General features: G+C 70.5%; 19 protein-coding genes and 1 pseudogene. 2 read left to right on the top strand and 18 right to left on the bottom strand.

Annotated features, from left to right (window positions below; translation table 11 throughout):
* Positions 1-17: 17 nt before the first annotated feature.
* The 15 genes from ACFVT1_RS29405 to ACFVT1_RS29335 all read right to left on the bottom strand — a co-directional run bounded on the left by ACFVT1_RS29405 (position 18) and on the right by ACFVT1_RS29335 (position 19,006).
* Positions 18-1,475 (bottom strand): GH1 family beta-glucosidase, encoded by a 1,458-nt coding sequence (locus tag ACFVT1_RS29405; protein WP_389800743.1) that lies wholly within the window; start codon positions 1,473-1,475, stop codon positions 18-20.
* Between the two features lie 75 nt (positions 1,476-1,550).
* Positions 1,551-2,576 (bottom strand): ABC transporter ATP-binding protein, encoded by a 1,026-nt coding sequence (locus ACFVT1_RS29400; protein WP_389800741.1) that lies wholly within the window; start codon positions 2,574-2,576, stop codon positions 1,551-1,553.
* Positions 2,573-3,547 (bottom strand): ABC transporter permease, encoded by a 975-nt coding sequence (locus ACFVT1_RS29395; RefSeq protein ID WP_389800739.1) that lies wholly within the window; start codon positions 3,545-3,547, stop codon positions 2,573-2,575. The genes ACFVT1_RS29400 and ACFVT1_RS29395 overlap by 4 nt, the downstream gene beginning before the upstream one ends.
* Before the next feature lie 3 nt (positions 3,548-3,550).
* Positions 3,551-4,531, bottom strand: coding sequence for an ABC transporter permease (locus tag ACFVT1_RS29390; protein WP_362203860.1), 981 nt, complete (start codon positions 4,529-4,531; stop codon positions 3,551-3,553).
* Positions 4,528-5,661, bottom strand: a complete 1,134-nt coding sequence (locus ACFVT1_RS29385; RefSeq protein ID WP_389800737.1) for an ABC transporter ATP-binding protein — start codon at positions 5,659-5,661, stop codon at positions 4,528-4,530. The genes ACFVT1_RS29390 and ACFVT1_RS29385 overlap by 4 nt, the downstream gene beginning before the upstream one ends.
* Before the next feature lie 51 nt (positions 5,662-5,712).
* A complete protein-coding gene (locus ACFVT1_RS29380) occupies positions 5,713-7,386 on the bottom strand; it encodes an ABC transporter substrate-binding protein (RefSeq protein ID WP_389800735.1) in 1,674 nt (557 codons plus the stop codon).
* Between the two features lie 204 nt (positions 7,387-7,590).
* A complete protein-coding gene (locus ACFVT1_RS29375; protein WP_389800733.1) occupies positions 7,591-8,565 on the bottom strand; it encodes a LacI family DNA-binding transcriptional regulator in 975 nt (324 codons plus the stop codon).
* A 482-nt stretch (positions 8,566-9,047) separates the two neighbouring features.
* A complete protein-coding gene (cimA, locus tag ACFVT1_RS29370) occupies positions 9,048-10,655 on the bottom strand; it encodes a citramalate synthase (protein WP_389800731.1) in 1,608 nt (535 codons plus the stop codon).
* A 278-nt stretch (positions 10,656-10,933) separates the two neighbouring features.
* On the bottom strand, positions 10,934-12,268 hold the full coding sequence (locus tag ACFVT1_RS29365) for an MFS transporter (protein ID WP_389800729.1): 1,335 nt from the start codon (positions 12,266-12,268) through the stop codon (positions 10,934-10,936).
* Positions 12,269-12,349: 81 nt separating this feature from the next.
* Complete coding sequence (locus ACFVT1_RS29360) at positions 12,350-12,973, bottom strand: TetR/AcrR family transcriptional regulator (RefSeq protein WP_389800727.1); 624 nt, start codon at positions 12,971-12,973, stop codon at positions 12,350-12,352.
* A gap of 3 nt (positions 12,974-12,976) precedes the next feature.
* A complete protein-coding gene (locus ACFVT1_RS29355; protein ID WP_389800725.1) occupies positions 12,977-13,990 on the bottom strand; it encodes an agmatine/peptidylarginine deiminase in 1,014 nt (337 codons plus the stop codon).
* Positions 13,991-14,078: 88 nt separating this feature from the next.
* A complete protein-coding gene (locus ACFVT1_RS29350; protein ID WP_389800723.1) occupies positions 14,079-15,767 on the bottom strand; it encodes an urease subunit alpha in 1,689 nt (562 codons plus the stop codon).
* Positions 15,764-16,444, bottom strand: a complete 681-nt coding sequence (ureA, locus tag ACFVT1_RS29345; RefSeq protein WP_389800721.1) for an urease subunit gamma — start codon at positions 16,442-16,444, stop codon at positions 15,764-15,766. The genes ACFVT1_RS29350 and ureA overlap by 4 nt, the downstream gene beginning before the upstream one ends.
* 190 nt (positions 16,445-16,634) lie before the next feature.
* Positions 16,635-17,723 (bottom strand): branched-chain amino acid aminotransferase, encoded by a 1,089-nt coding sequence (locus tag ACFVT1_RS29340; protein WP_389800719.1) that lies wholly within the window; start codon positions 17,721-17,723, stop codon positions 16,635-16,637.
* Between the two features lie 239 nt (positions 17,724-17,962).
* On the bottom strand, positions 17,963-19,006 hold the full coding sequence (locus ACFVT1_RS29335) for a 3-isopropylmalate dehydrogenase (RefSeq protein WP_389800717.1): 1,044 nt from the start codon (positions 19,004-19,006) through the stop codon (positions 17,963-17,965).
* Between the two features lie 129 nt (positions 19,007-19,135).
* On the opposite strand from ACFVT1_RS29335, the gene ACFVT1_RS29330 reads away from it, so the two are divergent.
* Entirely contained in the window at positions 19,136-20,710 is a 1,575-nt protein-coding gene (locus ACFVT1_RS29330) for a purple acid phosphatase family protein (RefSeq protein ID WP_389800715.1), read from the top strand.
* Positions 20,711-20,768: 58 nt separating this feature from the next.
* Here ACFVT1_RS29330 and ACFVT1_RS29325 read toward each other — a convergent pair whose 3' ends face one another.
* The 3 genes and pseudogenes from ACFVT1_RS29325 to ACFVT1_RS29315 form a co-directional block, all read right to left on the bottom strand.
* The gene (locus ACFVT1_RS29325) at positions 20,769-20,897 is read right to left on the bottom strand and encodes a hypothetical protein (RefSeq protein ID WP_362203821.1); all 129 of its coding nucleotides are present in this window, start codon (positions 20,895-20,897) and stop codon (positions 20,769-20,771) included.
* Positions 20,898-21,081: 184 nt separating this feature from the next.
* Positions 21,082-21,363 (bottom strand): annotated as a pseudogene (locus ACFVT1_RS29320) (hypothetical protein); the annotation flags it as partial.
* Positions 21,364-21,430: 67 nt separating this feature from the next.
* Positions 21,431-21,976, bottom strand: a complete 546-nt coding sequence (locus ACFVT1_RS29315; protein ID WP_389800713.1) for a GNAT family N-acetyltransferase — start codon at positions 21,974-21,976, stop codon at positions 21,431-21,433.
* A gap of 211 nt (positions 21,977-22,187) precedes the next feature.
* On the opposite strand from ACFVT1_RS29315, the gene ACFVT1_RS29310 reads away from it, so the two are divergent.
* Positions 22,188-22,898 (top strand): nitroreductase family protein, encoded by a 711-nt coding sequence (locus ACFVT1_RS29310; RefSeq protein WP_389800711.1) that lies wholly within the window; start codon positions 22,188-22,190, stop codon positions 22,896-22,898.
* The last annotated feature ends 72 nt before the right edge of the window (positions 22,899-22,970 follow it).

Genomic DNA, 22,970 nt, shown 5'->3' with positions numbered 1-22,970 from the left:
CCCTCCCCCGACCGGAATCAGCCGCCGTCGCTCTCGCTGTCGCCGGTGCCGGTGCGGGTGCCGGTGCGGGTGAGGCGGATCGTGTCGCGGTACCACTTGGCGCTGTCCTTGAGCGTCCGCTCCTGCGTGTCGTAGTCGACGCGGACGATGCCGAACCGCTTGTCGTAGCCGTAGGACCACTCGAAGTTGTCCATCAGCGACCAGGCGAAGTAGCCCCGGACGTCCGCCCCCCGCGCGCGGGCGGCGGCCACGGCGGCGATGTGGTCGGCGAGGTAGGTGGTGCGGCCGGCGTCGTGGATCTGGCCGTCCGCGGAGACGGAGTCGTCGAACGCGGCACCGTTCTCGGTGACGACCGTCGGAACGCCGTAGTCCTTCTCCAGGCCCACCAGCAGGTCCGTGAGGGCGGTGGGGGTGATCTCCCAGTCCATCGCGGTACGCGGCAGGTCACGCTCCACGCCGCGGGTGACGGGCAGCCCGTCGGCGTCCACCGGGGAGCCCTCCTGCGTGACGCCGGAGAACAGCGTGCCCCGGTAGAAATTGACGCCGAGGACATCGATCGGGGTGGAGATGACGGCCAGGTCGCCGTCCTGAACCGGGAGTTCGGCGTTCTGGCGAGCGAGGTCGGCGACGACGTCCTCGGGGTAGGCGCCCTTGACGAGCGGGTCCAGGTAGAGGCGGCGGCCCATGCCGTCGGCGCGGCGGCACGCCTCGGCGTCCTCGTGGCTGCCGGTCTCGGGGGTCGCTGTGCCGAGATTGAGCGTGATGCCCAGTTCGAGTGCGTCCCCGCGGGTGGCGGCCGTCTCACGGAGGTGCCGCGAGGCGAGGCCGTGGCCGAGGAGCAGGTGGTGGACGGCGCGGATCGCGTCGCCGAAGTTCTTCCGGCCGGGGGCCTGGTTGCCGTACGCGTAGCCCAGCATGGCCGAGCACCACGGCTCGTTCAGCGTCGTCCAGTGCTCGACCCGGTCGCCGAGGGCGTCGTGGGCGAGGGCGGCGTACTCGGCGAACCGGTAGGCCGTGTCCCGGGCCGGCCAGCCGCCCGCGTCCTCCAGTTCCTGCGGGAGGTCCCAGTGGTAGAGGGTGATCCACGGCGTGATGCCCCGGGCCTCCAGCTCGTCGACCAGGCGCTTGTAGAAGTCCAGACCCCGCTCGTTGACCGGCCCCCGCCCGCCCGGCTGGATGCGCGGCCAGGCGAGCGAGAACCGGTACGTGTCCACGCCCAGGTCCGCGATCAGCCGCACGTCCTCGGGCATCCGGTGGTAGTGGTCGCAGGCCGCATCGCCGTTCTCGCCGCGGACGACCATGCCCGGGACCCGGCAGTACGTGTCCCAGATGGACGGGGTCCGGCCGTCCTCGGCGGCTGCCCCCTCGATCTGGTAGGCGGCGGTGGCGACGCCCCAGCGGAAGTCGGCGGGCAGTCCGGGGACGGCCTCGGCGGCGATCTCGCGCGCGTATGCCTGGGGGGTGACGATATTCATGGGTCTCCTGTGGTGTGCGTGGGATCGCTGGGATCGCGTGGGGTCGCTGGGGTCGCGTGAGGGCGCGTGGGGTCGCTACGAGCGGGGTGTCGCGGCGGCCGGGGCGGGCCGGTGGAGCCAGCAGGCCACCGTGCGCGAGCCGTCCGCGTCCGGCCCGTCCGGCGCAGCGAGCACCGGGACCTGAGTGGCGCAGGCGTCGAGCGCCCGGCCGCAGCGGGGGTGGAAGGCGCAGCCGGCCGGCATCGCGGAGAGGTGCGGGGGCGAGCCGGGGATACCGGTGAGCTCACGGCGGGGGCCGTGGAGAGCGGGGAAGGAGTGCAGCAGGCCGTCGCTGTAGGGGTGGCGGGGGTCCCGGTAGATCGCGGCGGCACCGGCCTCCTCGACGATCCGGCCGCCGTACATGATCGCGATCCGGTCGGAGAACTCGATCAGCAGCGAGATGTCATGGGTGATGAAGACGACCGAGAAGCCCAGTTCCTCGCGGAGCCCGACCAGTTGGCGCAGGATCTGGCGCTGCATGACGACGTCCAGGGCGGTCGTCGGCTCGTCCATGATGACGATCTCGGGCTCCAGCGCGAGCGCCATCGCGATCATCACGCGCTGGCGCATCCCCCCGGAGAGCTGGTGCGGGTAGGCGGAGAGCCGGTCGGCGGAGATGCCGACCAGGGCCAGCAGCTCCTTGGCACGGGCGGTCCGTCCGGGGCGTGTCAGGTCCGGGCGGTGGGCCCGGAGCACATCGGTGAGCTGGCTGTGGACCGTGTGCACCGGGTTGAGCGAGTTCATCGCGCCCTGGAACACGATGGACAGCTCCTGCCAGCGGAAGGCCCGCAGCTCGGGCGCCGTCAGGGTCAGCAGGTCGAGCGCTCCGCCGTCCCGCCGGTGGTAGCGGACCTCGCCGCCGGTGATCACCCCCGGCGGTGAGAGCAGCCGGGTGACGGCGTACGCGAGGGTCGACTTCCCGGACCCGGACTCGCCCGCCAGGCCCAGGACCTCGCCCCGGTGGAGGGTCAGGTCGATGTCGCGCAACGCGTGCGCGGCGTCGGCCCCGGTCCCGTAGTCGACGTTCAGACCGCGGATGGTGAGGACGGGCTCCCTGCTCATGAGCGGGTCTCCTTGTCGTGCGTACCGCGCGCCACGGGTGTGAAACCGACCCGCATCCGCACCGTGCGGGACGCGCCGGCCGCCGTGCGGAGGCGCGGGTTGACGAACTCGTCGATGCCGAAGTTGATCAGGGCGAGCGACATGCCGAGCAGGGCGATGCAGAGCCCGGCGGGAACGAACCACCACCACGCGCCCTGCGCCAGCGCCTGGTTGGACTGCGCCCAGAACAGGACGGTCCCCCAGTTCCAGTGCGAGATGTCGGCGACGCCGATGAAGGCGAGGGTGATCTCGGAGAGGACGGCGAATATGACCGTGCCGACGAAGCCGGAGGCGATGACGGCCGTCAGGTTCGGCAGGACCTCGAAGAAGATGATCCGCCAGGTGGACTCGCCGGTGGCGCGGGCCGCTTCGACGTAGTCCCGGCGCCGCAGCGACAGCGTCTGCGCGCGCAGCACCCGCGCTCCCCACGCCCATGAGGTGAAGGCGATGACGGTGGCGATGAGCAGGTCGCCCGCGTCGGAGACGAAACTGGCGATGATGATGATCAGCGGCAGTCCCGGAATCACCAGGAAGACGTTGGAGAGCACCGAGAGCAGCTCGTCGGCCGTACCGCCGAGGAAGCCGGCGCTGACCCCGACCAGTACGGAGAGGATCGTCGCGAGGACCCCGGCGACGAAACCGACGACCAGGACACCCCGGGTGCCGACGAGGATCTGTGAGAGCACGTCCTGACCGGTCTGCGTGGTACCGAACCAGTGGGCGCCGGAGGGCGGTTGGAGCAGTTCGTTGCTCATCGCGTCGGGGTCGTACGGTGCGATCCACGGCCCGATGACCGCGATCACGACGAAGAAGGACAGGATCCCGAGGCCGACGGCGGTCTTGCGGCCACGCAGGAATCGCAGTCTGCGCCTGCTGGGCGCCGGGGCCGCGGTCGCGTCGATCACGGCGGCCTCGGCGGCGGTGACGGCCATGTCCTAGGCCTCCCTTCGGGTACGGGGGTCGAGGACCAGGTAGATCACGTCGGCGAGGAGGTTCGCCGCGAGGACGGACAGCGTGATGATGAGGAAGACGCCCTGCATCAGGGGGTAGTCCTTCGCCCCCACGCCCTGGAAGAGCTGGTAGCCGATGCCGGGGTAGGAGAAGACCATCTCCACCAGCAGCGTTCCGCCGACGATGAAGCCCAGCGAGAGGGCGAAGCCGGAGATGTTGGGGAGGATCGCGTTGCGTGCGGCGTACCCGAACATCACCCGGCGCTCGGAGAGCCCCTTGGCCTGGGCGACCATCACGTAGTCCTCGGAGGACACCGTCACCATCATGTTCCGCATGCCGAGGATCCAGCCGGCCACGGCGCTGAGCACGATGGTGAGGCCGGGCAGCGCCGCGTGGTAGAGCGCGCTGGAGACGAACGGCCAGTCGAAGGCGGGGACGAGCGAACTGTCGTAGCCCCCGGCGGCCGGGAAGAGCGGCCACTTCACGGCGAACAGGGCGATGGCGATGAGCCCCAGCCAGAAGTACGGAATGGCCGAGATGAAGGTGGTGACGGGCAGCAGGCCGTCCATCCAGGAGCCGCGCCGCCAGCCGGTGAAGACTCCGATGCCGGTGCCGAGCACGAAGCTGATCAGGGTGGTGACACCGACGAGCGCGAGCGTCCAGGGCAGCGACTGGGCGATCACCTCGCCGACCGGGGTCGGGAAGAAGGTGAAGGAGAGGCCGAGGTCGCCGTCGAGCAGATGCGACCAGTAGTCGGTGTACTGCTGCCAGAGCGACTGGTGCTTGTCGAGGCCGAAGAGCGCCTTGAGCGAGTTGATGGCGCTGGTGTCGAGCTGGCCCTGGAAGCGGGAGACGAGGGCCTGGACGGGGTCGCCGGGCATCATGCGCGGGATCAGGAAGTTGATGGTGATCGCGGCCCACGCGGTGACCAGGTAGAAGGCGAGCCGTTGCAGCAGGTATTTCACTTCACGGTCTCCTTCTCGTGGCCGCCGGCTCCGTGGCGCCCGCCGTCGTCCGCTCCGTTGGGCTCGCCGTCGTCCGCCTCCATCTCGTGGCCGTCGGTCCCGTGGCTCTCGCCGTCGTCCGCGTACAGCCAGCAGGCCGCCCACTGGCCGTCCGCCAGGTCGAAGCGCGGGGGCGGTTCGGTGCGGCAGCGCTCCATCGCCTTGGGACAGCGGGGGTGGAAGCGGCAGCCGGCGGGCGGGGCGATGAGCGAGGGCGGTTCGCCGCCGCCGGTCTCCTCCCGCTCCGCCTCCGCGACCACCCGGTCCGGGTCGGGCGCCGAGGCGATGAGGAGCTGGGTGTAGGGGTGCGCGGGGCGCTGGGTGACGGTCTCGCTGCCCCCGCCCTCGACGATCCGGCCCGCGTACATCACCAGGGTCGAGTCCGCGAAGTAGCGGGCCGACGCGATGTCGTGGGTGATGTAGAGGATCGCCAGGTGCAAGCGGTCCTTGAGGTCCTTCAGCAGGTTGAGCACCCCGAGCCGGATCGACACGTCCAGCATCGAGACGGGCTCGTCGGCGAGCAGGACCTGGGGATCGGCGCCGAGCGCGCGGGCGATGGCCACGCGCTGGCGCTGTCCTCCCGACAGCTCGTGCGGGAACTTGTCCAGATACTGGTGCGGGGGCGTCAGCTGGACGCGGTTCAGCAGAGCGGTCAGGTTCTGCTCCAGCTCCGCCTCGCCGCTGCCCGCCCGTCCGTGGATCCTCAGCGCTCGGGTCAGGTGGTAGCGCACGGTGTGCACCGGGTTCAGCGAGGCGAACGGGTCCTGGAAGATGAGCTGGACCCGACGCGCGTAGGCACGGAAGGACCGGCCGCGGCCGGCCTTCACCGCCGTGCCGTCCAGCCGGATCTCGCCCTCGGTCAGCGGATGCAGCTGGGCCAGCAGCCGGGCGACGGTGGACTTCCCGGAGCCCGACTCCCCCACCAGTGCGGTGACGGTGCCGCGCCGCAGTCGCAGCGAGACGTCGTCGACGGCGTGGACGGTGCGGCGCCTGCCCGTGACGAGGTCGCGTCCGGTGCGCCGTACGGGGAAGTGCTTGGTGACTCCGCGTGCTTCGAGCACGACGTGGTTCTCTTCGGGCTGTTCGGTCATGACCGGTCCTGTGTCCCGTATCCCGTATTCCGTATCTCCTTGTTCCTGGCGCTACTTGGCGGGCTTGAGCTGGAGCACGATCTGCAGCGCGGACGGCTGGGTGTGCTGCGGCGGGGCGTACGGGTCGGCCTCGGTGGGCCAGCCCACCCAGTTCTTCGTGGAGTACTCGGCTCCGATGGGGGCGGCGGCCGTCGGGATCATCGGTGCCTGCTCGACCATGATCTTCTGGAGGGTGTTCATGGCCGCGGTGCGGGCCGGGTCCTCGGTGGCGTTCGCGAAGTTCTTGAGCGCCTCGGTCGCCTCGTCGTTCTTGAAGCGGCCGAAGTTGCCGAGCTGGGACGCCTTGCCGACGGGCTGGAGCAGCGCACCGTCCATGATGTTCTGGTACATGTCGTACGGAGTGGCGCCGCTGTTGGTCCAGTGCAGGGTCGCGTCGAAGTTGCCGTTGGCGACGTCCGCGCCCCAGGCCTCGGCGGTCTGCGTCTTGACCTTGGCCTCGATGCCGAGCTGCTTGATGTTGTCCTTGATGATCGCGAGTCCGGTGATGTAGTCGTTCCAGCCGGCCGGGTCGGTGAAGGTGAGCTTCACCGGCTTGCCGCCGGGGTCCTTCAGCACCCCGCCGCTGAGCTCGAACCCGGCGTCGGCGAGCACCTTCTTGGCCCCGGCCACGTCCGGTGCGGTGGTGGCGCTCTTGTACGCGGGCGCGAGGAAGGACTCACCGGCGGGCAGCGGGATGCCGGTCGGGTTGGTGATCTCCGGGTAGAGCGTCGCCTCGGCCTGGGTGTAGATCGCCTTGCGGTCGACGACCATCGCCATGGCCTTGCGCAGCGCCGGGTTGTCGAACGGCTTGCGGGCGGTGTTGAACCACAGTCCGTGGACGCCGAGCCCGGACGGGAACCACAGCTTGTGGTGCGCGGGGTCCTTGGCGATGAACAGCTGCTTGTAGTTCGGCATGAAGACGAACGACCACTCGACCTTGCCGCTCGCCAGCGCCGTGGTCGCCGCGCTGTTGTCGTTGTAGGCGGTGTAGCGCAGCTCCTTGACCTGGGTCGCGCCCTTCCAGTAGGTGGGCGTGGCGGTCAGGGTGGTGGTCTGCGGGGTGAACGTCTTGATCCTGTACGGGCCCGAGCCGACCGGTGTGCGGTTGGGCCAGGTCTCCGGGTTCTCGACGCCTTCCCAGATGTGCTTGGGCACGACGAACTGCTGGATGATCTTGTTCTGGTTGACGTACTGGGACTCCTTGAAGGTCAGGACGACCTTCTTGCCCTGCACCGCGACCCCGTCGAACGGGATGCCGTTGCCGTTGAGAGCCGGGTGCTTCTTCAGGAGGTCGAAGGTGTACGCGACGTCGTCGGCGGTCAGCGGCTTGCCGTCGGCCCACTTGGCCTTGGGGTCGAGGGTGAAGGTGACCTTGGTGAAGTTGGACTCCCACGTCCAGTCGGTCGCCAGCCACGGGGCGGCCTTGTCCGCGGGCCGGATCTGGTTCGTCATCGCGAGCGGCTCGTAGATCATGAACCGGTAGCCGAGCGTGGCACCCGCCGAGGTGTTCAGGAACGGATTGCTGTTGTTGGTCTGCGGTCCGTCGGGCTTGCCCAGGGTCAGTACGCCGGAGGCACCGCCCCCTTTGTTGGCACCCGAGTTGGCGGACGAGCAACCGGCGGCGAGCGCGACCACGGCGGTGGCGAGTGAGAGCGCTCTCAGCGTGGCGTGACGTCGTGCGGACATGGCGACTCCATGAGGGACTGCGGGTCTGGGAGATCCGGGAACGGGGCAGCGCTCGGCGCGCCGGGTACAGGCGGTACGGGGCGGTACAGGCGGTACGGGGCGGTGCGGGGCGGTGCGGGCTGCGCGTACGGGGCGGTACGGGTGGCGCGTACGGCGGGTGGGAGGTGGGGCAGGGGCGGGCAGCCGGCGGGACCGGCCGGACCGCTACGGCGCCGAGTGGCGCACGACCAGTTCGGTGGGCAGCACGACGGGCGCGCCGGGCGCGGCCGTGCCCCCGAGGTGGGAGAGCAGCATCCGTGCGGCCGTCTCACCCATCTGCCGGGTGGGCTGGCGCACGGTGGTCAGCGGTGGTTCGGTGTGCTCGGCCATCGGGATGTCGTCGAAGCCGACCACGGCGATGTCGTCCGGCACGGACCGTCCGGCCGCGCGCAGCGCCCGCAGCACGCCCGCCGCACTGATGTCATTGTGCGCGAAGACCGAGTCGAACTCGGTTCCGGCGGCCAGGAGTTGCTCCACGGCCAGTCGGCCCCGGCGTTCGGTGAAGTCTCCGTGCACGACGAGATCGGTGGGCAGGACCGTACGGAATCCGTCCAGCCGGTCGCGTACGCAGCCGAAGTGCTGCGGGCCCGTGATGACCAGGGGTCTTTTGCGTCCGGCGGCCAGCAGATGTCGGGCGGCGGACGCGCCTCCTTCGCGATTGGTGGTCACGACGGAGGGGAATTCGGGGTGGTGCCCGCGGTCGTCGATCAGCACGATCGGCAGACCGCCGCGGTGCAGTGCGGTGAGGTGGTCGAGGGTGTTCTCGGGTTCGACGACCAGGAGGCCGTCGAAGGCGCGGGCCGACACCTGGCTGGTGAAGCGTTCCACGGACTCGGCACCGCGGTTGCAGGTGAAGAGCAGCAGTCCGTAGTCGGCGGCCTCGACGGTGTCGACCACACCCTGGAGCACTTCGCCCATCCACGGCCAGGTGAGCGAGGGCACCAGCATGCCGACCGTGCGGCTGCTGCCGCGGGCCAGTCCGACGGCACCCGAGCTCGGCACATAGCCGAGCTGTGCGATCACTTCACGAACGCGGGCGGCCGTGGCACCGTCCACTTCGCCCTTGGCGTTGACCACCCGCGACACCGTCGTCTTGCTGACGCCGGCCTCGCGGGCGACATCGGCGATGGTGACACGCATCGGGGCCTCCGGGACAGGGCATGGCAGGCAGCTGGAACCGGTACCGCAACCGGTTCCGGAACCGGTACCGGCGTTGCGGCGTGAGTTAACCCCGCAGGAACAGTGCCGTCAATACTTCACGCCGACATTGGTCCGTACCGATCTCCTGTGCAGGCGGGGCGAGTTGTGCGTTCAGGTTCTGAACGCGCACCCTCTTGACGCGGCCCCGCAGGAGCAGTTCACTCCCGCCCCGATCGACGGCTACTCCCCCCACGCCCCCGCCGACGAGACCGTGAACACCGCTCCGACCGCCGCCGACAGCTCCGGCGGCCGCCATGTCACCCGTGGACTCGAAGCCCGGACCCCCGGTCTCCTTCGGCGCCGGGAACGGCGGCGGCGGTACGGACATCGCGGCGGACCGCCGGACGGACCCGGACCCGGACCCGGGTCCGTCCAGGGACGTCCGGCGGTCGGGGACGTCCGGCGGTCGGGGACGGACCGCGTTACTCCGTGGGCTCGATCCCGGCCCGCAGCAGCCCGTACGTGTACGCGTCCTCCAGCGCCTGCCAGGACGCCGAGATGACGTTCTCCGCGACACCGACGGTCGCCCAGTCACCGTTGCCGTCGCCCGTCGTGATGAGGACGCGGGTGGTGGACTCGGTCCCGGTGCGGCCTTCCAGGATGCGGACCTTGTAGTCGACCAGTTCCAACTTGGCGAGCTGCGGATAGATCCGCTCCAGCGCGACGCGCAGCGCCCGGTCGAGCGCGTTGACCGGGCCGTTGCCCTCGGCGGTGGCGACGATGCGCTCGCCCTTGGCCCAGAGCTTCACCGTCGCCTCGTTGGCGTGCGTACCGTCGGGGCGGTCCTCGACAATGGCGCGCCAGGACTCCGTACGGAAGTAGCGGCGTGCCCGGCCCTCGGCCTCCGCGCGCAGCAGCAGCTCGAAGGAGGCGTCGGCGGCCTCGTACGTGTAGCCCTTGAGTTCGCGCTCCTTGACGCGCGCGACGACCCGGCCGACGAGTTCCCGGTCGCCGCCGAGGTCGATGCCGAGCTCCTTGCCCTTGAGCTCGATGGAGGCACGGCCCGCCATGTCGGAGACCAGCATCCGCATGGTGTTGCCGACCAGCGCGGGGTCGATGTGCTGGTACAGGTCCGGGTCGACCTTGATCGCGGAGGCGTGCAGTCCGGCCTTGTGGGCGAAGGCGGAAACACCCACATAGGGCTGGTGGGTGGAGGGCGTCAGGTTGACGACCTCGGCGATCGCGTGCGAGACGCGGGTCATGTCGGCGAGCGCGCCCTCGGGAAGGACCGTCTTGCCGTACTTGAGTTCCAGGGCGGCGACGACGGGGAAGAGGTTGGCGTTGCCGACCCGCTCGCCGTAACCGTTGGCGGTGCACTGGACGTGCGTGGCGCCCGCGTCGACGGCGGCGAGGGTGTTGGCGACGGCGCAGCCGGTGTCGTCCTGGGCATGGATGCCGAGCCGGGCGCCGGTGTCGGCGAGCACGGTGGAGACGACGGCCTGGACCTGGGCGGGGAGCATGCCGCCGTTGGTGTCGCAGAGGATGACGACGTCGGCGCCCGCCTCGTGGGCGGCGCGGACGACGGCCTTGGCGTACTCGGGATTGGCGCGGTAGCCGTCGAAGAAGTGCTCGCAGTCCACGAAGACCCGGCGGCCCCGCTCGCGGAGGAAGGAGACGGTGTCGCGGACCATCTCCAGGTTCTCTTCGAGGGTGGTGCGCAGGGCGAGTTCCACGTGGCGGTCGTGGGACTTGGCGACCAGGGTGATCACGGGGGCGCCGGACTCCAGCAGCGCCTTGACCTGGTGGTCCTCGGCGGCCTTGCCACCGGCTCGGCGGGTCGCGCCGAAGGCGACCAGCTCGGCGTTCTTGAACTCGATCTCCTGCCGGGCGCGGGCGAAGAACTCGGTGTCGCGGGGGTTGGCACCGGGCCAGCCGCCCTCGATGAAGCCCACGCCGAAGTTGTCCAGGTGCCGGGCAATGGTCAGCTTGTCCGCGACCGTCAGGTTGATGCCTTCACGCTGGGCCCCGTCGCGCAGTGTGGTGTCGAAGACATGGAAACTGTCGTCGGTGGCCTTGGCCTTGGTGGTCATGCTGGTCTGACTCCTGTCGGATGAGTGGATCCGGACGATCTGGCTCCACTTGCCCCCATCATCCCGCGCGCCTCGCCCCGGCCGTGGTGAGGGCCGGAAAACGAAAAAACCCCTCGCGGGTGCGAGAGGTCTGCGCGCGGGTCTGGGGCACGGTGGCCGCGCCGTACATGGTGGTACGGGGCGATCACTGCGGACCGGCGCGCCTGTTGCCAATAATCATGACGAACGAGGACACGGAAGCAGTCTTGCACAGGGCTGCCTCCGTGCCGTGTCCCGTCTCAGGATGCGGGCGTGACGCTGGTCGCTCCGGACGGCTCCGAGTGCTCCTGCCCGGCCTTCCGGGTGCCGACCCGGCCCAGGTCGATGTCACGGGTCTCGCGCATGGTCAGGTAGACGACCAGGGAGACCGCGGCGCACCCCGCGACGTACCAGTAGAAGCCGGATTCGGCGCCCGCCTTCTTGAACCAGAGCGCCACGTACTCGGCGGTGCCGCCGAAGAGCGCGTTGGCCACGGCGTACGGGAGGGCGACGCCCAGGGCCCGGATGTCGGTCGGGAAGAGTTCGGCCTTCACGCAGGCGTTGATCGAGGTGTATCCGGTGACGACGACCAGGGCCAGGAGTGCCAGGCCGAAGGCGGGCCAGAAGGTGCCCGCGTGCTTGAGCATCGTCATGATCGGCACGGTCAGGAAGGTGGAGCCGACGGCGAAGGTGATCAGCAGCGGGCGGCGGCCGATCCGGTCGGAGAGCAGTCCGGCCAGCGGCTGGACGCACATGAAGACGAACAGGGCGCAGAAGCTGACGAGCGAGGCGGTGGACTTCTCCATGCCGGCGCTCTTGGAGAGGAACTTGGTGAGGTAGGTCGTGTACGTGTAGTACGCGACGGTCCCGCCCATGGTCAGGGCCATCACCAGGAATGCCTCGCGCCTGTGCTGCCACAGCGCCTTCAGCGTGCCCCGGTCCTCCTGCTCGGCGGCACCGGACTCCGCGTAGACCTCGGTCTCCAGCATCGAGCGGCGCAGGTAGAAGACGATCGCGGCACCGAGCGCGCCGACGACGAACGGGATGCGCCAGCCCCAGCTGTGCAGGGCCGCGTCGGACATGTTGCGCTGGAGGACGATCTGGAGGCCCAGGCCGATGAGCTGTCCCGCGGTCATGGACACGTACTGGAAGCTGGAGGCGAAGCCGCGCCGGTGGGGTGCGGAGGCCTCGGTCAGGTAGGTGGCGCTGGCGGCGTACTCGCCGCCGACGGACAGGCCCTGGAGCAGCCGGGCCAGCAGCAGGACGGCGACGCCGCCGTACCCCGCCACGTCGTACGTCGGCGCGACGGCGATGAGGATCGCGGAGGCCGACATGAGGGTGACGGTGAGGGTGAGGGCTGCCTTGCGGCCCCGGCGGTCACCGATCCGGCCGAGCATCCAGCCGCCGACCGGCCTCATGAAGAAGCCGACGGCGAAGATGCCCATGGTGTTCATGAGATTGGCGGTCTCATTGCCTTCGGGGAAGAACGAGTCCGCGAAGTAGACCGCGAAGGTCGCGTACACGAACCAGTCGAACCACTCGACCATGTTGCCGGCGGAGCCGACCCAGATTTTCTTCCACTGCTCTCGTCCCATGGTCCGCCACCGTGCCCGAACAGCCGGGAGCACAACAAGGGCGCAACGGGCAACGATCAGGCGTACTTACGTGCGTTTGGTTCACAACGGCCCGGGAGGCTCCGCGGCGGTGAGCGAGTCGTCGATGAACTCCCCGACCCGGTCGAGGACTTGCTCCCGGCCCGTGCCCGGGATGCCGACGGCGACATGGACGCTGAACCCGTCGAGCAGGGCCCGCAGCCGGGTCGCGAACCGTTCGGCGTCGACGGTACGGAACTCGCCGCGCGAGGCGCCCTCCGCCAGCAGTGCCACCAGGTCGCGGTGCCAGGCGCCCTCGATCGCGGCCTGCCGGGCGCGGGCGTCGTCGTCGGCGTTCCGCGAGCGGTTCCAGACCTCCAGCCAGAGCGTCCAGTGCGGATCGCGGTGGCCGTCGGGGAGGTACAGATCGATGTACGCGTCGAGCCGTTCGCGGACCGTCGTCCGCGCCGACAGCAGGGTGCGCCGCTCCGCGCCGAGCCGCCCCTCGCTCCACTCCAGGGTCTGGAGCAGCAGCTCGTCCTTGGTGCGGAAGTAGTAGAGGAGGTGTCCGCTGCTCATGCCGACCTCACGGCCCAGTCCGGCCATGGTGAGGCCGTCGAGGCCGCGTTCGGCGATGGTGGCCATGGCGGCGGCCAGCAGTTCCTCGCGGGGCGGGGCGGTGTTGCGTCGGCGTGGAGCGGGGGGCACGGTTCAGACCTTCGGCTGCTGCTGGGTGATGCAGTGGATGCCTCCACCGCCGGCAAAGATCGTACGGGCGTCGACGAGGGTCACCGTACGGTCGGGGAAGAGCTCGCCGAAGATCGCCGCCGCTTCCTTGTCGCGCGGGTCGTCGAAGGCGCAGAGGATCACGGCGCCGTTGCAGAGGTAGTGGTTGATGTAGGAGTAGTCGACCCACTCGCCGTCGGCCTTCAGCACGGTGGGCGCGGGGACCTCCACGACGTCCAGGGAGCGGCCCCTGGCGTCGGTGGCGGCACGCAGGACGCGGAGTGTCTCGCGGGTGATCTCGTGGTCGGGGTGGGCCGGGTCCGGCTGGACGTGGGCGACGACGGTGCCGGGGCGGGCGAAGGCGGCGACGATGTCGACATGACCGAGGGTGCCGTACGTGCCGTAGTCGCCGGCCAGTCCGCGGGGCAGCCAGATGGCCTTCTCCGTGCCGAGCCGGGCGTGGATCTCGGCCTCGACCTGCTCGCGGGTCAGTCCGGGGTTGCGCTCCGCGCCGAGCTGGACGGTCTCGGTGAGCAGGACGGTGCCCTCGCCGTCGACGTGGAGGGCGCCGCCCTCGTTGACGAGGGAGGAGCTGTGCACGGGTACGGCGGCGAGCTCGGCGACGGAACGGGCGATGTGCCGGTCGCGCTCCCAGCGGGCCCAGCTCTGGGCGCCCCAGCCGTTGAACGTCCAGTCCACGGCGGCCAGTTGCTTCCCATCGGTGACGAAGGTGGGTCCGATGTCGCGCATCCAGGCGTCGTCGAGCGGGCGGACCGCCAGTTCGATGTCCGGGCCGAGGAGTGCGCGGGCGCCGTCCTCCTGGCCGGGTCCGACGACCATCGTGACGGGTTCGAAGCGGCGGACGGCGCGGGCGACGGTGGCCCAGGCGTCGCGGGCCCCGTCCAGTTCGGCGTCGGTGTCGAAGGTGGGGTTGGGGCCCGGCCAGGCCATCCAGGTGCGTTCGTGCGGGGCCCACTCGGGCGGCATGCGGAAGGTCATGAGGTGTCCCTGAAAGCGTGTCGGGTGAGGCGATACGTAGCGCATGAGGCGATACGTGCCGGGTGAGGCGATACGTGTCGGCTAGGCGTCAGAGGAAGTAGAGGCGGTTGAGGGAGACGGAGTCGGCGGGCTCGGAGCGCAGCGGGTCGCCGTCCAGGGTGACCAGGCCGCTGCGGGCGTCCACGGCGACCTCTCCGGTACGGGAGTTGTGGACGAGGTCGCCGGGGCCGATGCCGCGGGTGCCGCGTACTCCGACGCGGCGCCGTCGGGTGGGCATCAGGTCTGCCCCGAGCTGGGTCGCCGCCTGGGAGACGAAGGCCACGGAGAGATCGGCGGCGGTGGCTCCGTACGCCCCGAACTGCGGTCCGAGGACCAGGGGTTCGCAGGTGTCGGTGGCGGCGTTCGGGTCGCCCGTGACGCCGTACGCCGGGAAGCCGGACTTCAGTACGAGCTGCGGCTTCGCGCCGAAGAACTCGGGCCGCCACAGCACGATGTCGGCGAGCTTGCCGGTCTCGATGGAGCCGATCTCGTGCGCGAGGCCGTGGGCGATGGCGGGGTTGATGGTGAGCTTGGCGATGTAGCGCAGCACCCGGGCGTTGTCGTCGGCGGGGCCGTCGCCCTCCATCGGGCCGAGCTCGGCCTTCATCTTCCCGGCCATCGCGAAGGTGCGGCGCACCGTCTCGCCGGCCCGTCCCATGCCCTGCGCGTCGGACGAGGTGATGCCGATGGCCCCCAGGTCGTGCAGGACGTCCTCGGCGCCCATCGTTCCGGCCCGGATGCGGTCGCGGGCCATGGCGGCGTCGCCCGGCAGGTCCGTCTTGAGGTCGTGTACGGAGACGATCATCCCGTAGTGCTCGGCTACGGCGTCCCGGCCGAAGGGCAGCGTCGGGTTGGTGGACGAGCCGATGACGTTCTCGACGCCCGCCATCTTCAGGACGTTGGGGACGTGCCCGCCGCCGCAGCCCTCGATGTGGAAGGCGTGGATCGTGCGGCCTTCGAGGACGCGCAGGGTGTCCTCGACCGACAGGCACTCGTTCAGCCCGTCGCTGTGCAGGGCGACCTGGACGTCGTGCTCCTCGGCGACGCGCAGGGCGGTGTCCAGGGCGCGGGTGTGGGCGCCCATGTCCTCGTGGACCTTGAAGCCGCAGGCACCGCCCTCGGCGAGCGCCTCGACCAGCGGCGCCGGGTCGGAGGACGAACCGCGGCCCAGGAAGCCGATGTTGACGGGCCAGGCGTCGAAGGCGTTGAAGGCGTGGCGCAGGGCCCAGGGCGAGTTGACGCCGACGCCCCAGACCGGGCCGAATTCCTGGCCGATGACCGTGGTGACGCCGGAGGCGAGCGAGGCCTCCATGATCCGGGGCGAGAGCAGGTGGACGTGGGTGTCCACGGCGCCCGCCGTCGCGATCATGCCCTCGCCGGAGACGATGGTGGTGCCGGTGCCGACGACGACGTCGACGCCGTCGAGGGTGTCCGGGTTCCCGGCCCGCCCGATCGCCGCGATCCGGCCCTCGCGGATGCCGATGGACACCTTGCGGATGCCCTGCACGGCGTCGATGACCAGCACATTGCTGATGACGACGTCGCAGGTGTCCCGGACGGCCGCGGCCTTGAGGTGCAGCCCGTCGCGGGCGGTCTTGCCGAAGCCCGCGAGGAACTCCTCGCCGTACCGCTGCGCGTCGGACTCGACGCGGACGGTCAGGCCGGAGTCGCCGAGCCTGACCCGGTCCCCGGCGCGCGGGCCGTGCACGGAGGCGTACTCGTGAGGATCGATGCTCATCGCCCGGCTCCCAGGTATCCGCAGGCCACCGCGCGCCGCAGGGCCTCCTCGCGTGCGCCGGGGGCGTCGAGCGGCCCGTCGACCAGACCGGCGAACCCGATGGCGATCCGGTCGCCGCCGATCGGTACCAGCCCCACGTCCACGGACTCCCCCGGTCCGAAGCGGACGGAGGAGCCGGCGGGTACGCAGAGCCGCATCCCGTACGCGGCCGACCGGTCGAAGTCGAGCCGCGGGTTGGCCTCGAAGAAGTGGAAGTGCGAGGTGACGGAGACCGGCACGGTCGCGGTGTTGCGCACGGTCAGCCGCGCCGCGGGCTCGGGTTCGGGCGTGGCGGGGCCGGGGACGACCGCCCCGGGCGCGTCGTCGCCGAGCCCGCCGCCCAGCGGCCGGGAGACCACGGCGAGCCGTGAACCGTCGTCGAAGACGGCCTCCACATGGACCTCGGTGACGACATCGGCGACCCCCGGAAGGACGTCGTCGGGGCCGAGCACGGAGCGGGCGGCCTCGATGGCCTCGGCAAGCCTGCGCCCGTCGCGGGCGGCCTCGCAGACCGTGTCCGCGATCAGGGCGGTCGCCTCGGGGACATTGAGCCTCAGTCCCCGGGCACGGCGGGCCCGGGCCAGTTCGGCGGCGCCGAAGAGCAGCAGCCTGTCACGTTCCGTCGGGGTCAGTCGCACGCCCGCTCACCTCCTGTTTAGAGCAGCACTCTAACCATGGAGAAAGAGAATACGGAAGGTTGGTTCCGTCACTTTTGAGCAGCGCTCCAACCGTGCGACCGGTCCGGGAGCACGACGGAGGCCGCGCCCGGCAGAACCGGGCGCGGCCTTCGCGCGTACGGGGAACGGGTCGGACGGGGTCCGAGAGGCCCTAGCCGAGCGGGTGCATCCAGCCGTGGGTGTCCTCGGCGATGCCGCGCTGGACGTCCAGCAGGCGCTCGCGCAGCTTCAGCGTGACCTCGCCGGGCACGCCCTCGCTCTGGGTCCACTCGCCGCCTGCGGACTTGACGGTGCCGACGGGGGTGATGACGGCGGCGGTACCGCAGGCGAAGACCTCGGTGAGGGTGCCGTTCTCGGTGTCGGCGCGCCACTGGTCGATGGAGACGCGGCCCTCCTCGGACTCGTATCCGAGGTCGCGGGCGACCTTGAGCAGCGAGTCACGGGTGACGCCGGCGAGCAGGGAGCCGGTCAGGGCCGGGGTGATGATCTTGTTCCCGTACACGAAGTACAGGTTCATCCCGCCGAGCTCCTCGACCCACTTGTGCTCGACCGCGTCGAGGTAGGCGACCTGGTCGCAGCCCTTCGCCGCGGCCTCGGCCTGGGCGAGCAGGGAGGCCGCGTAGTTGCCGCCGGTCTTGGCGTCGCCCATGCCGCCGGGGACGGCGCGGACGCGGTCCTCGGAGAGCCAGATGGAGACGGGCTTGACGCCACCGGGGAAGTAGGCGCCGGCGGGCGAGGCGATGACGACGAAGAGGTACTCGTTGGCGGGCTTCACACCGAGGCCGACCTCGGTCGCGATCATGAACGGGCGCAGGTAGAGCGACTCTTCGCCGCCGTGCGCCGGAACCCATGCCTTGTCCTGCTGGACCAGCACGTCGCACGCCTCGATGAACGTCTCGACGGGCAGTTCCGGCATGGCCAGCCGGTGCGCCGACGCCTGGAAGCGCTTGGCGTTCGCCTCCGGGCGGAACGTGGCGACGCTGCCGTCGGGCTGGCGGTACGCCTTGAGGCCCTCGAAGATCTCCTGCGCGTAGTGCAGGACCGTGGTCGCGGGGTCGAGGGAGAGCGGGCCGTAGGGGACGAGCTGGCCGTCGTGCCAGCCGCGGCCCTCGGTCCACCGGATCGTCACCATGTGATCGGTGAAGTGGCGGCCGAATCCGGGCTTGACCAGGATCGCCTCGCGCTCCGCGTCGGACAGCGGGTTCGAGGAGGGCTTGAGCTCGATCGTGGGCGTCGTCATGAGTGCGTGTCCTTCACCGGTTGTGTGTGGTGGGCCGCGCTCGCGCCGCTCCTGCCAGACAGGTGCTAGGACGTCCGAGCTTCTGTGCGAGCCACGGCCCGTTCGATTATCGCTCCGGGGTGGCCGTGCACGAAATGATGCGAATGCGGTCCAGTGGTCGATGGTGGCACCCGGGGCCGCACAGGAGAAGCCGCCGGGTGCATTGAGCGACCCGGCGGCTTCGAAAGGGAGTCGTCGGGTCAGCCCGCTACGCGTACCGCGAGCGCGTCGCCGATCTGGTCGGTCGTACGAGTCGCCGTCCCGTCGCGCTCCGCGAGGTCGGCCAGGACGGCGTCCTCGATGCGCACGGCCTCGGACTCGTGGCCGAGGTGGCGCAGCAGGAGGGCGACGGAGAGGATCGTGGCGGTCGGGTCGGCCTTGCCCTGGCCCGCGATGTCGGGGGCAGAGCCGTGGACCGGCTCGAACATCGACGGGAAGGCACCCGTCGGGTTGATGTTGCCGGAGGCGGCCAGGCCGATGCCGCCGGTCACGGCGGCGGCAAGGTCGGTGAGGATGTCACCGAAGAGGTTGTCGGTGACGATGACGTCGAAGCGCTCCGGCTGGGTGACGAAGAAGATCGTCGCGGCGTCGACGTGCAGATAGTCGGTGGTGACCTCGGGGTACTCGGTCGCGACCCGGTCGAAGATGTTCTTCCACATGTGGCCCGCGTACACCAGGACGTTGTTCTTGTGGACCAGCGTCAGCTTCTTGCGGGGGCGGGAGTCCGCCCGCTCGAAGGCGTCCCGGACGACGCGCTCGACGCCGTACGCGGTATTGACGCTGACCTCGGTGGCGACCTCGGCCGGCGTACCGGTGCGCAGCGAACCGCCGTTGCCGGTGTACGGGCCCTCGGTGCCCTCGCGGACCACGACGAAGTCGATGTCCGGGCGGCCGGCCAGCGGGGTCGGGGTGTTCGGGAACAGCTTGGACGGCCGCAGGTTGATGAAGTGGTCGAAGGCGAACCGCAGCTTCAGCAGAAGGCCGCGCTCCAGGACGCCGGACGGCACGGAGGGGTCGCCGATCGCGCCGAGCAGGATGGCGTCGTGGCCCTTGAGCGCTTCGAGCTCCGCGTCCGGGAGGGTTTCACCGGTGCGGTGCCAGCGCCGGGCGCCGAGGTCGTACTCCTTGGTCTCCAGCTTCACATCCTGCGGGAGAACAGCGTTGAGGACCTTGAGGCCCTGGGCCACGACCTCCTGGCCGATACCGTCACCGGGGATCACTGCGAGATTGATGCTGCGAGACATGTCCGCACCTTACTGCGCGTCCCACCCCATGACACGTCACGTCCACCATACGGACATATGGCGAGCTGTACGTGTACCGTTCACCTACTCGACGGGACGGAGTCGGGCAGCGGGTGGATGTTCTGCTTCATGGACATCCCCCGTTTCGGAATTCCCGAGAAGCTCGCCGACCGTATGAGCATGGCCGAGCAGCACGAGTACCTGCGCACCCGGCTCACCCGGCGCGGCGTGCTCCGTACGAGCGTGGCGACCGCGGCCGTGGCAGGTGTCGGCCTCGGCACCGGGCCGGCCGCCTCGCCCGCCTACGCCGCACCGACCGTCCTGACCTCGCGTCACACCTCCACCCGGGTGGACGGTTCGCTGGTGGCGCCGTTCGGCCGGCACCTGGCCTACGGGGCCGACCCGAAGACACAGATGGCGGTCTCCTGGCAGGTTCCGTTCGCCGTGAAGCGGCCCTACGTCCGGATCGGCCTCAAGCCGTGGGCGCTGAGCCGCAGGATCGACGCCGAGGTGCGCCACCTCACCACCCCCGAGCTGAACGGGGGCAAGATCGCGGCCGCCGAGCAGTTCTACGTACACGCGAGCCTGGAGCGGCTGCGGCCCGGCACGACGTACTACTACGGCGTCGGCCACGACGGCTTCGACCCCGCCGACACCCGCAACCTGGGCACGCTCGGCACCTTCACCACCGCCCCCTCGCACGCCGAACCCTTCACGTTCACCGCCTTCGGAGACCAGGGCGTCAGCTACCACGCGCTGGGCAACGACCAGTTGATCCTGGGCCAGAACCCGGCGTTCCACCTGCACGCGGGCGACATCTGCTACGCCGACCCGTCCGGCTCCGGGCAGAGCACCGACACCTACGACGCCCGCACCTGGGACCAGTTCCTGGCGCAGACGGAGACCGTGTCGAAGACCGTGCCGTGGATGGTGACCACCGGCAACCACGACATGGAGGCGTGGTACTCGCCGGACGGCTACGGCGGCCAGAACGCCCGCTGGACCCTGCCCGGCAACGGCCCGGACCCGGTGAACCAGCCCGGTGCGTACTCGTTCGTGCACGGCAACGTGGGTGTGGTCGCCCTCGACGCCAATGACGTCTCGTACGAGATCCCGGCCAACTTCGGGATCAGCGACGGCAGGCAGACGCGCTGGCTGGACCGGCGCCTCGGCGAGCTGCGGGCCCGTCACGACATCGACTTCGTCGTCGTCTTCTTCCACCACTGCGCCTTCTCGACGACCAACGCGCACGCCTCGGACGGCGGGGTGCGCGACGCCTGGGTGCCGCTCTTCGAGAAGCACCAGGTGGACCTCGTCATCAACGGCCACAACCACGTCTACGAGCGCACGGACGCGATCCTGAAGAACGCGGTGCGGCGCGCGGTGCCGATCGGCGAGCGCACCGACCCGACGCGGGACGGCATCGTGTACGTCACGGCGGGCGGCGCGGGCAAGGCGCTGTACAACTTCCCGGTGCCGGACACCTACGAGGGACACGTCGCGGACCGGGAGAGCGTGGACACGTACCACGTGGTCAAGGGCGGCGGGAAGGCGGCCGAGACCGTCGAGTGGTCCCGGGTGCGCTACACCGGCTTCTCGTTCCTGGCGGTGGAGGTGCAGCCCGGACGGCACGCCCGCATGAAGGTCACCGCACTCGCCGAGTCGGGCGAGCGGATCGACCACTTCGAGATCGGCCGCGGCTGAGCGCCGGTTGCACGACGCCTCTCGGGCCGGTCGCCACGACCGGCCCGCGCGGCCGGTCTCAGTGGCCCGTGGAACCGCCGTTGTCCCTGCGGTCGAGGGCCCGCTGCAGGGCGGCGGCGGCATTCCGGCGCTCCGAGTCGGTCGGGCGGTGGGTGTGGCGGACACGGCGGACAGTCGTCTGGGTCATGGTGGATCGACTCCTTGAGATCGCGAGGATTTCGAGATCGAAAAAACGTGAGGGTGATTTCGAGGTCGGGATTTCGAGGCGCCGGAAGGGGCGGGGAGCGGGCGCCGCAGGGGTTGCCTGCACGGGGGCGCGCACTCACGACCGCCAGTCGCTGGATCTAGCGAGACGTTCGGCTCCTACAAAGCTAGGACAGCTCGGCCGGTCTGTCTCCACAATTACTCGGACTTCCTACTATCTGAGACGGAGGTTTACGGCCGCCCGCCCCCGGTTCCCGGATCAGGGCCCGAACGGCGAGCGATCGTGCCTGCTCAGGGGTGGTGACGTAGCCGATCGAACGCGTCGGGCGCTCGGGCCCGAGAGGGGTGATCCCGACCACGTCCGGTGCTCCTCCGAGTGAGGGCTCCGGCATGATCGCCATGCCGAGACCCCGGGACACCACCGAGAGCACCGCTCCGTCGTCCTCGGCCGAGCGGTCCGCCCCTGATCGGCCGGACGGGCCCCGGATCCCGTCCGCCCCGGCCGACGGGCTCCGGTCAGAGCACGTCCCCGTCCCGCCAGTCGAAGACCAGCGCCCCGGAGGCGGGCGGCAGCGCGCGGCCGGCCGCACCGCGGACATAGGTGCTGCCCTCCTCGTCCGGCAGCCGCTCCACCCCGCCCGGTCCCTGGACGGCGATCCGCCCCGGCCACACCTGCCAGCCGCGCCCGGCGTACATCGCGGCTCCGACATCCGAGGCGGACAGGGCCCCGAAGGCGTAGGCCCCGTCGACCACCTGCTCCAGCGCGGCCATCACCCGCCCGCCGAGCCCCTCCCGGCGGCGGTCGGCGCGGACGGCCACGGCCTCCACGTAGCCGATCCGGTACGAGCGGCCCTCGTGGACCACCCGGCGCTGGACGACGCTGCCGTGCGCCAGGAGCCCGCTGCCGTCCCGCACATACGCGTGGACGCCGCCGAGGCCGTGGTCCCAGTCGTCGTCGCTGAAGTCGCCCTCGAAGGCGGTGTCCAGGAGGGCGCGGATCTCGTCGAGGGCGGCCGGGGCCAGCCGGTAGGTGTGCTCGGTGTGCAGGATCGGCTCAGTCATGCACTCCAGCCTCCCAGACCCCGCGCCCACCAGACACCGTGCGCGCACCTGCCACATGTCGAAGTCCTGCGCGCCGCACGCGAGTTGGGCCAATGACGGCTTCTATGCCCGGAAGCCCCGGTACACGGACCGGACACCGGCCGATGTGTGCGCGCCGGTTCTGTCCGACCGCCCTCTGGTCCGGACCTGCTGCCGCCGCCACACTGCCGACATGCCTGACACCGCAGCCACACCCCCGCAGTGGACGCCCACCCATGGCGAGCCGTACCGGCCGGTCCCCTACCGCCCCGGGCGGACCCCGGCCGAGGAGTCCCTCGCCCGTTCCGCACAGCTGAGCCGGCGGATGGCCGAGCGCAGAACCGTACGCCGGTTCTCGGCGGATCCCGTACCGGAGCAGGTCGTGAAGGATGCCATCGCCTGCGCCGCGACCGCCCCGTCCGGCGCGCATCAGCAGCCGTGGACCTTCGTCCTGGTCAAGGACCCGGAGGTACGGCGGCGCATCCGGGAAGCGGCCGAGCACGAGGAGAAGATCAGCTACGACGGCAGGCTCGGCGAGGAGTGGCTGGCGGCACTGCGCCCGCTGGGCACGGATGCCGTCAAGTCCCACATGACGGATGCCCCGGCCCTCGTCGTGGTGTTCCAGCAGCGGTACTGGGTGGGCGAGGACGGCACCAGGCACAAGCACTACTACGTCGACGAGTCGGTCGGGATCGCCGTCGGGATGCTGCTCTCGGCCCTGCACCTGTCGGGTCTGGCGGCGCTGATCCACACACCGAGCCCGATGCGGTTCCTGCGCGAGGTACTGGACCGCCCGGAGAACGAGAAGGCGTTCGCGGTGATCCCGGTCGGCTATCCGGCCGACGACTGCCACGTACCGGACCTGGTACGGAAGTCGCTGGACCAGGTGCTCGTGGAGATCTGAGCCCGGGACGGACCGGTCCCGGACATGGAAACCGCCTCCCGGCCGGCAGGGGAACCGGGCGGGAGGCGGGAA

It is taken from the genome of Streptomyces sp. NPDC057963 (assembly GCF_042887155.1).
Lineage (GTDB): Bacteria > Actinomycetota > Actinomycetes > Streptomycetales > Streptomycetaceae > Streptomyces.
Note: the sequence above shows the minus strand (reverse complement) of the source record. Positions and strands in the feature narration are given on the sequence as shown.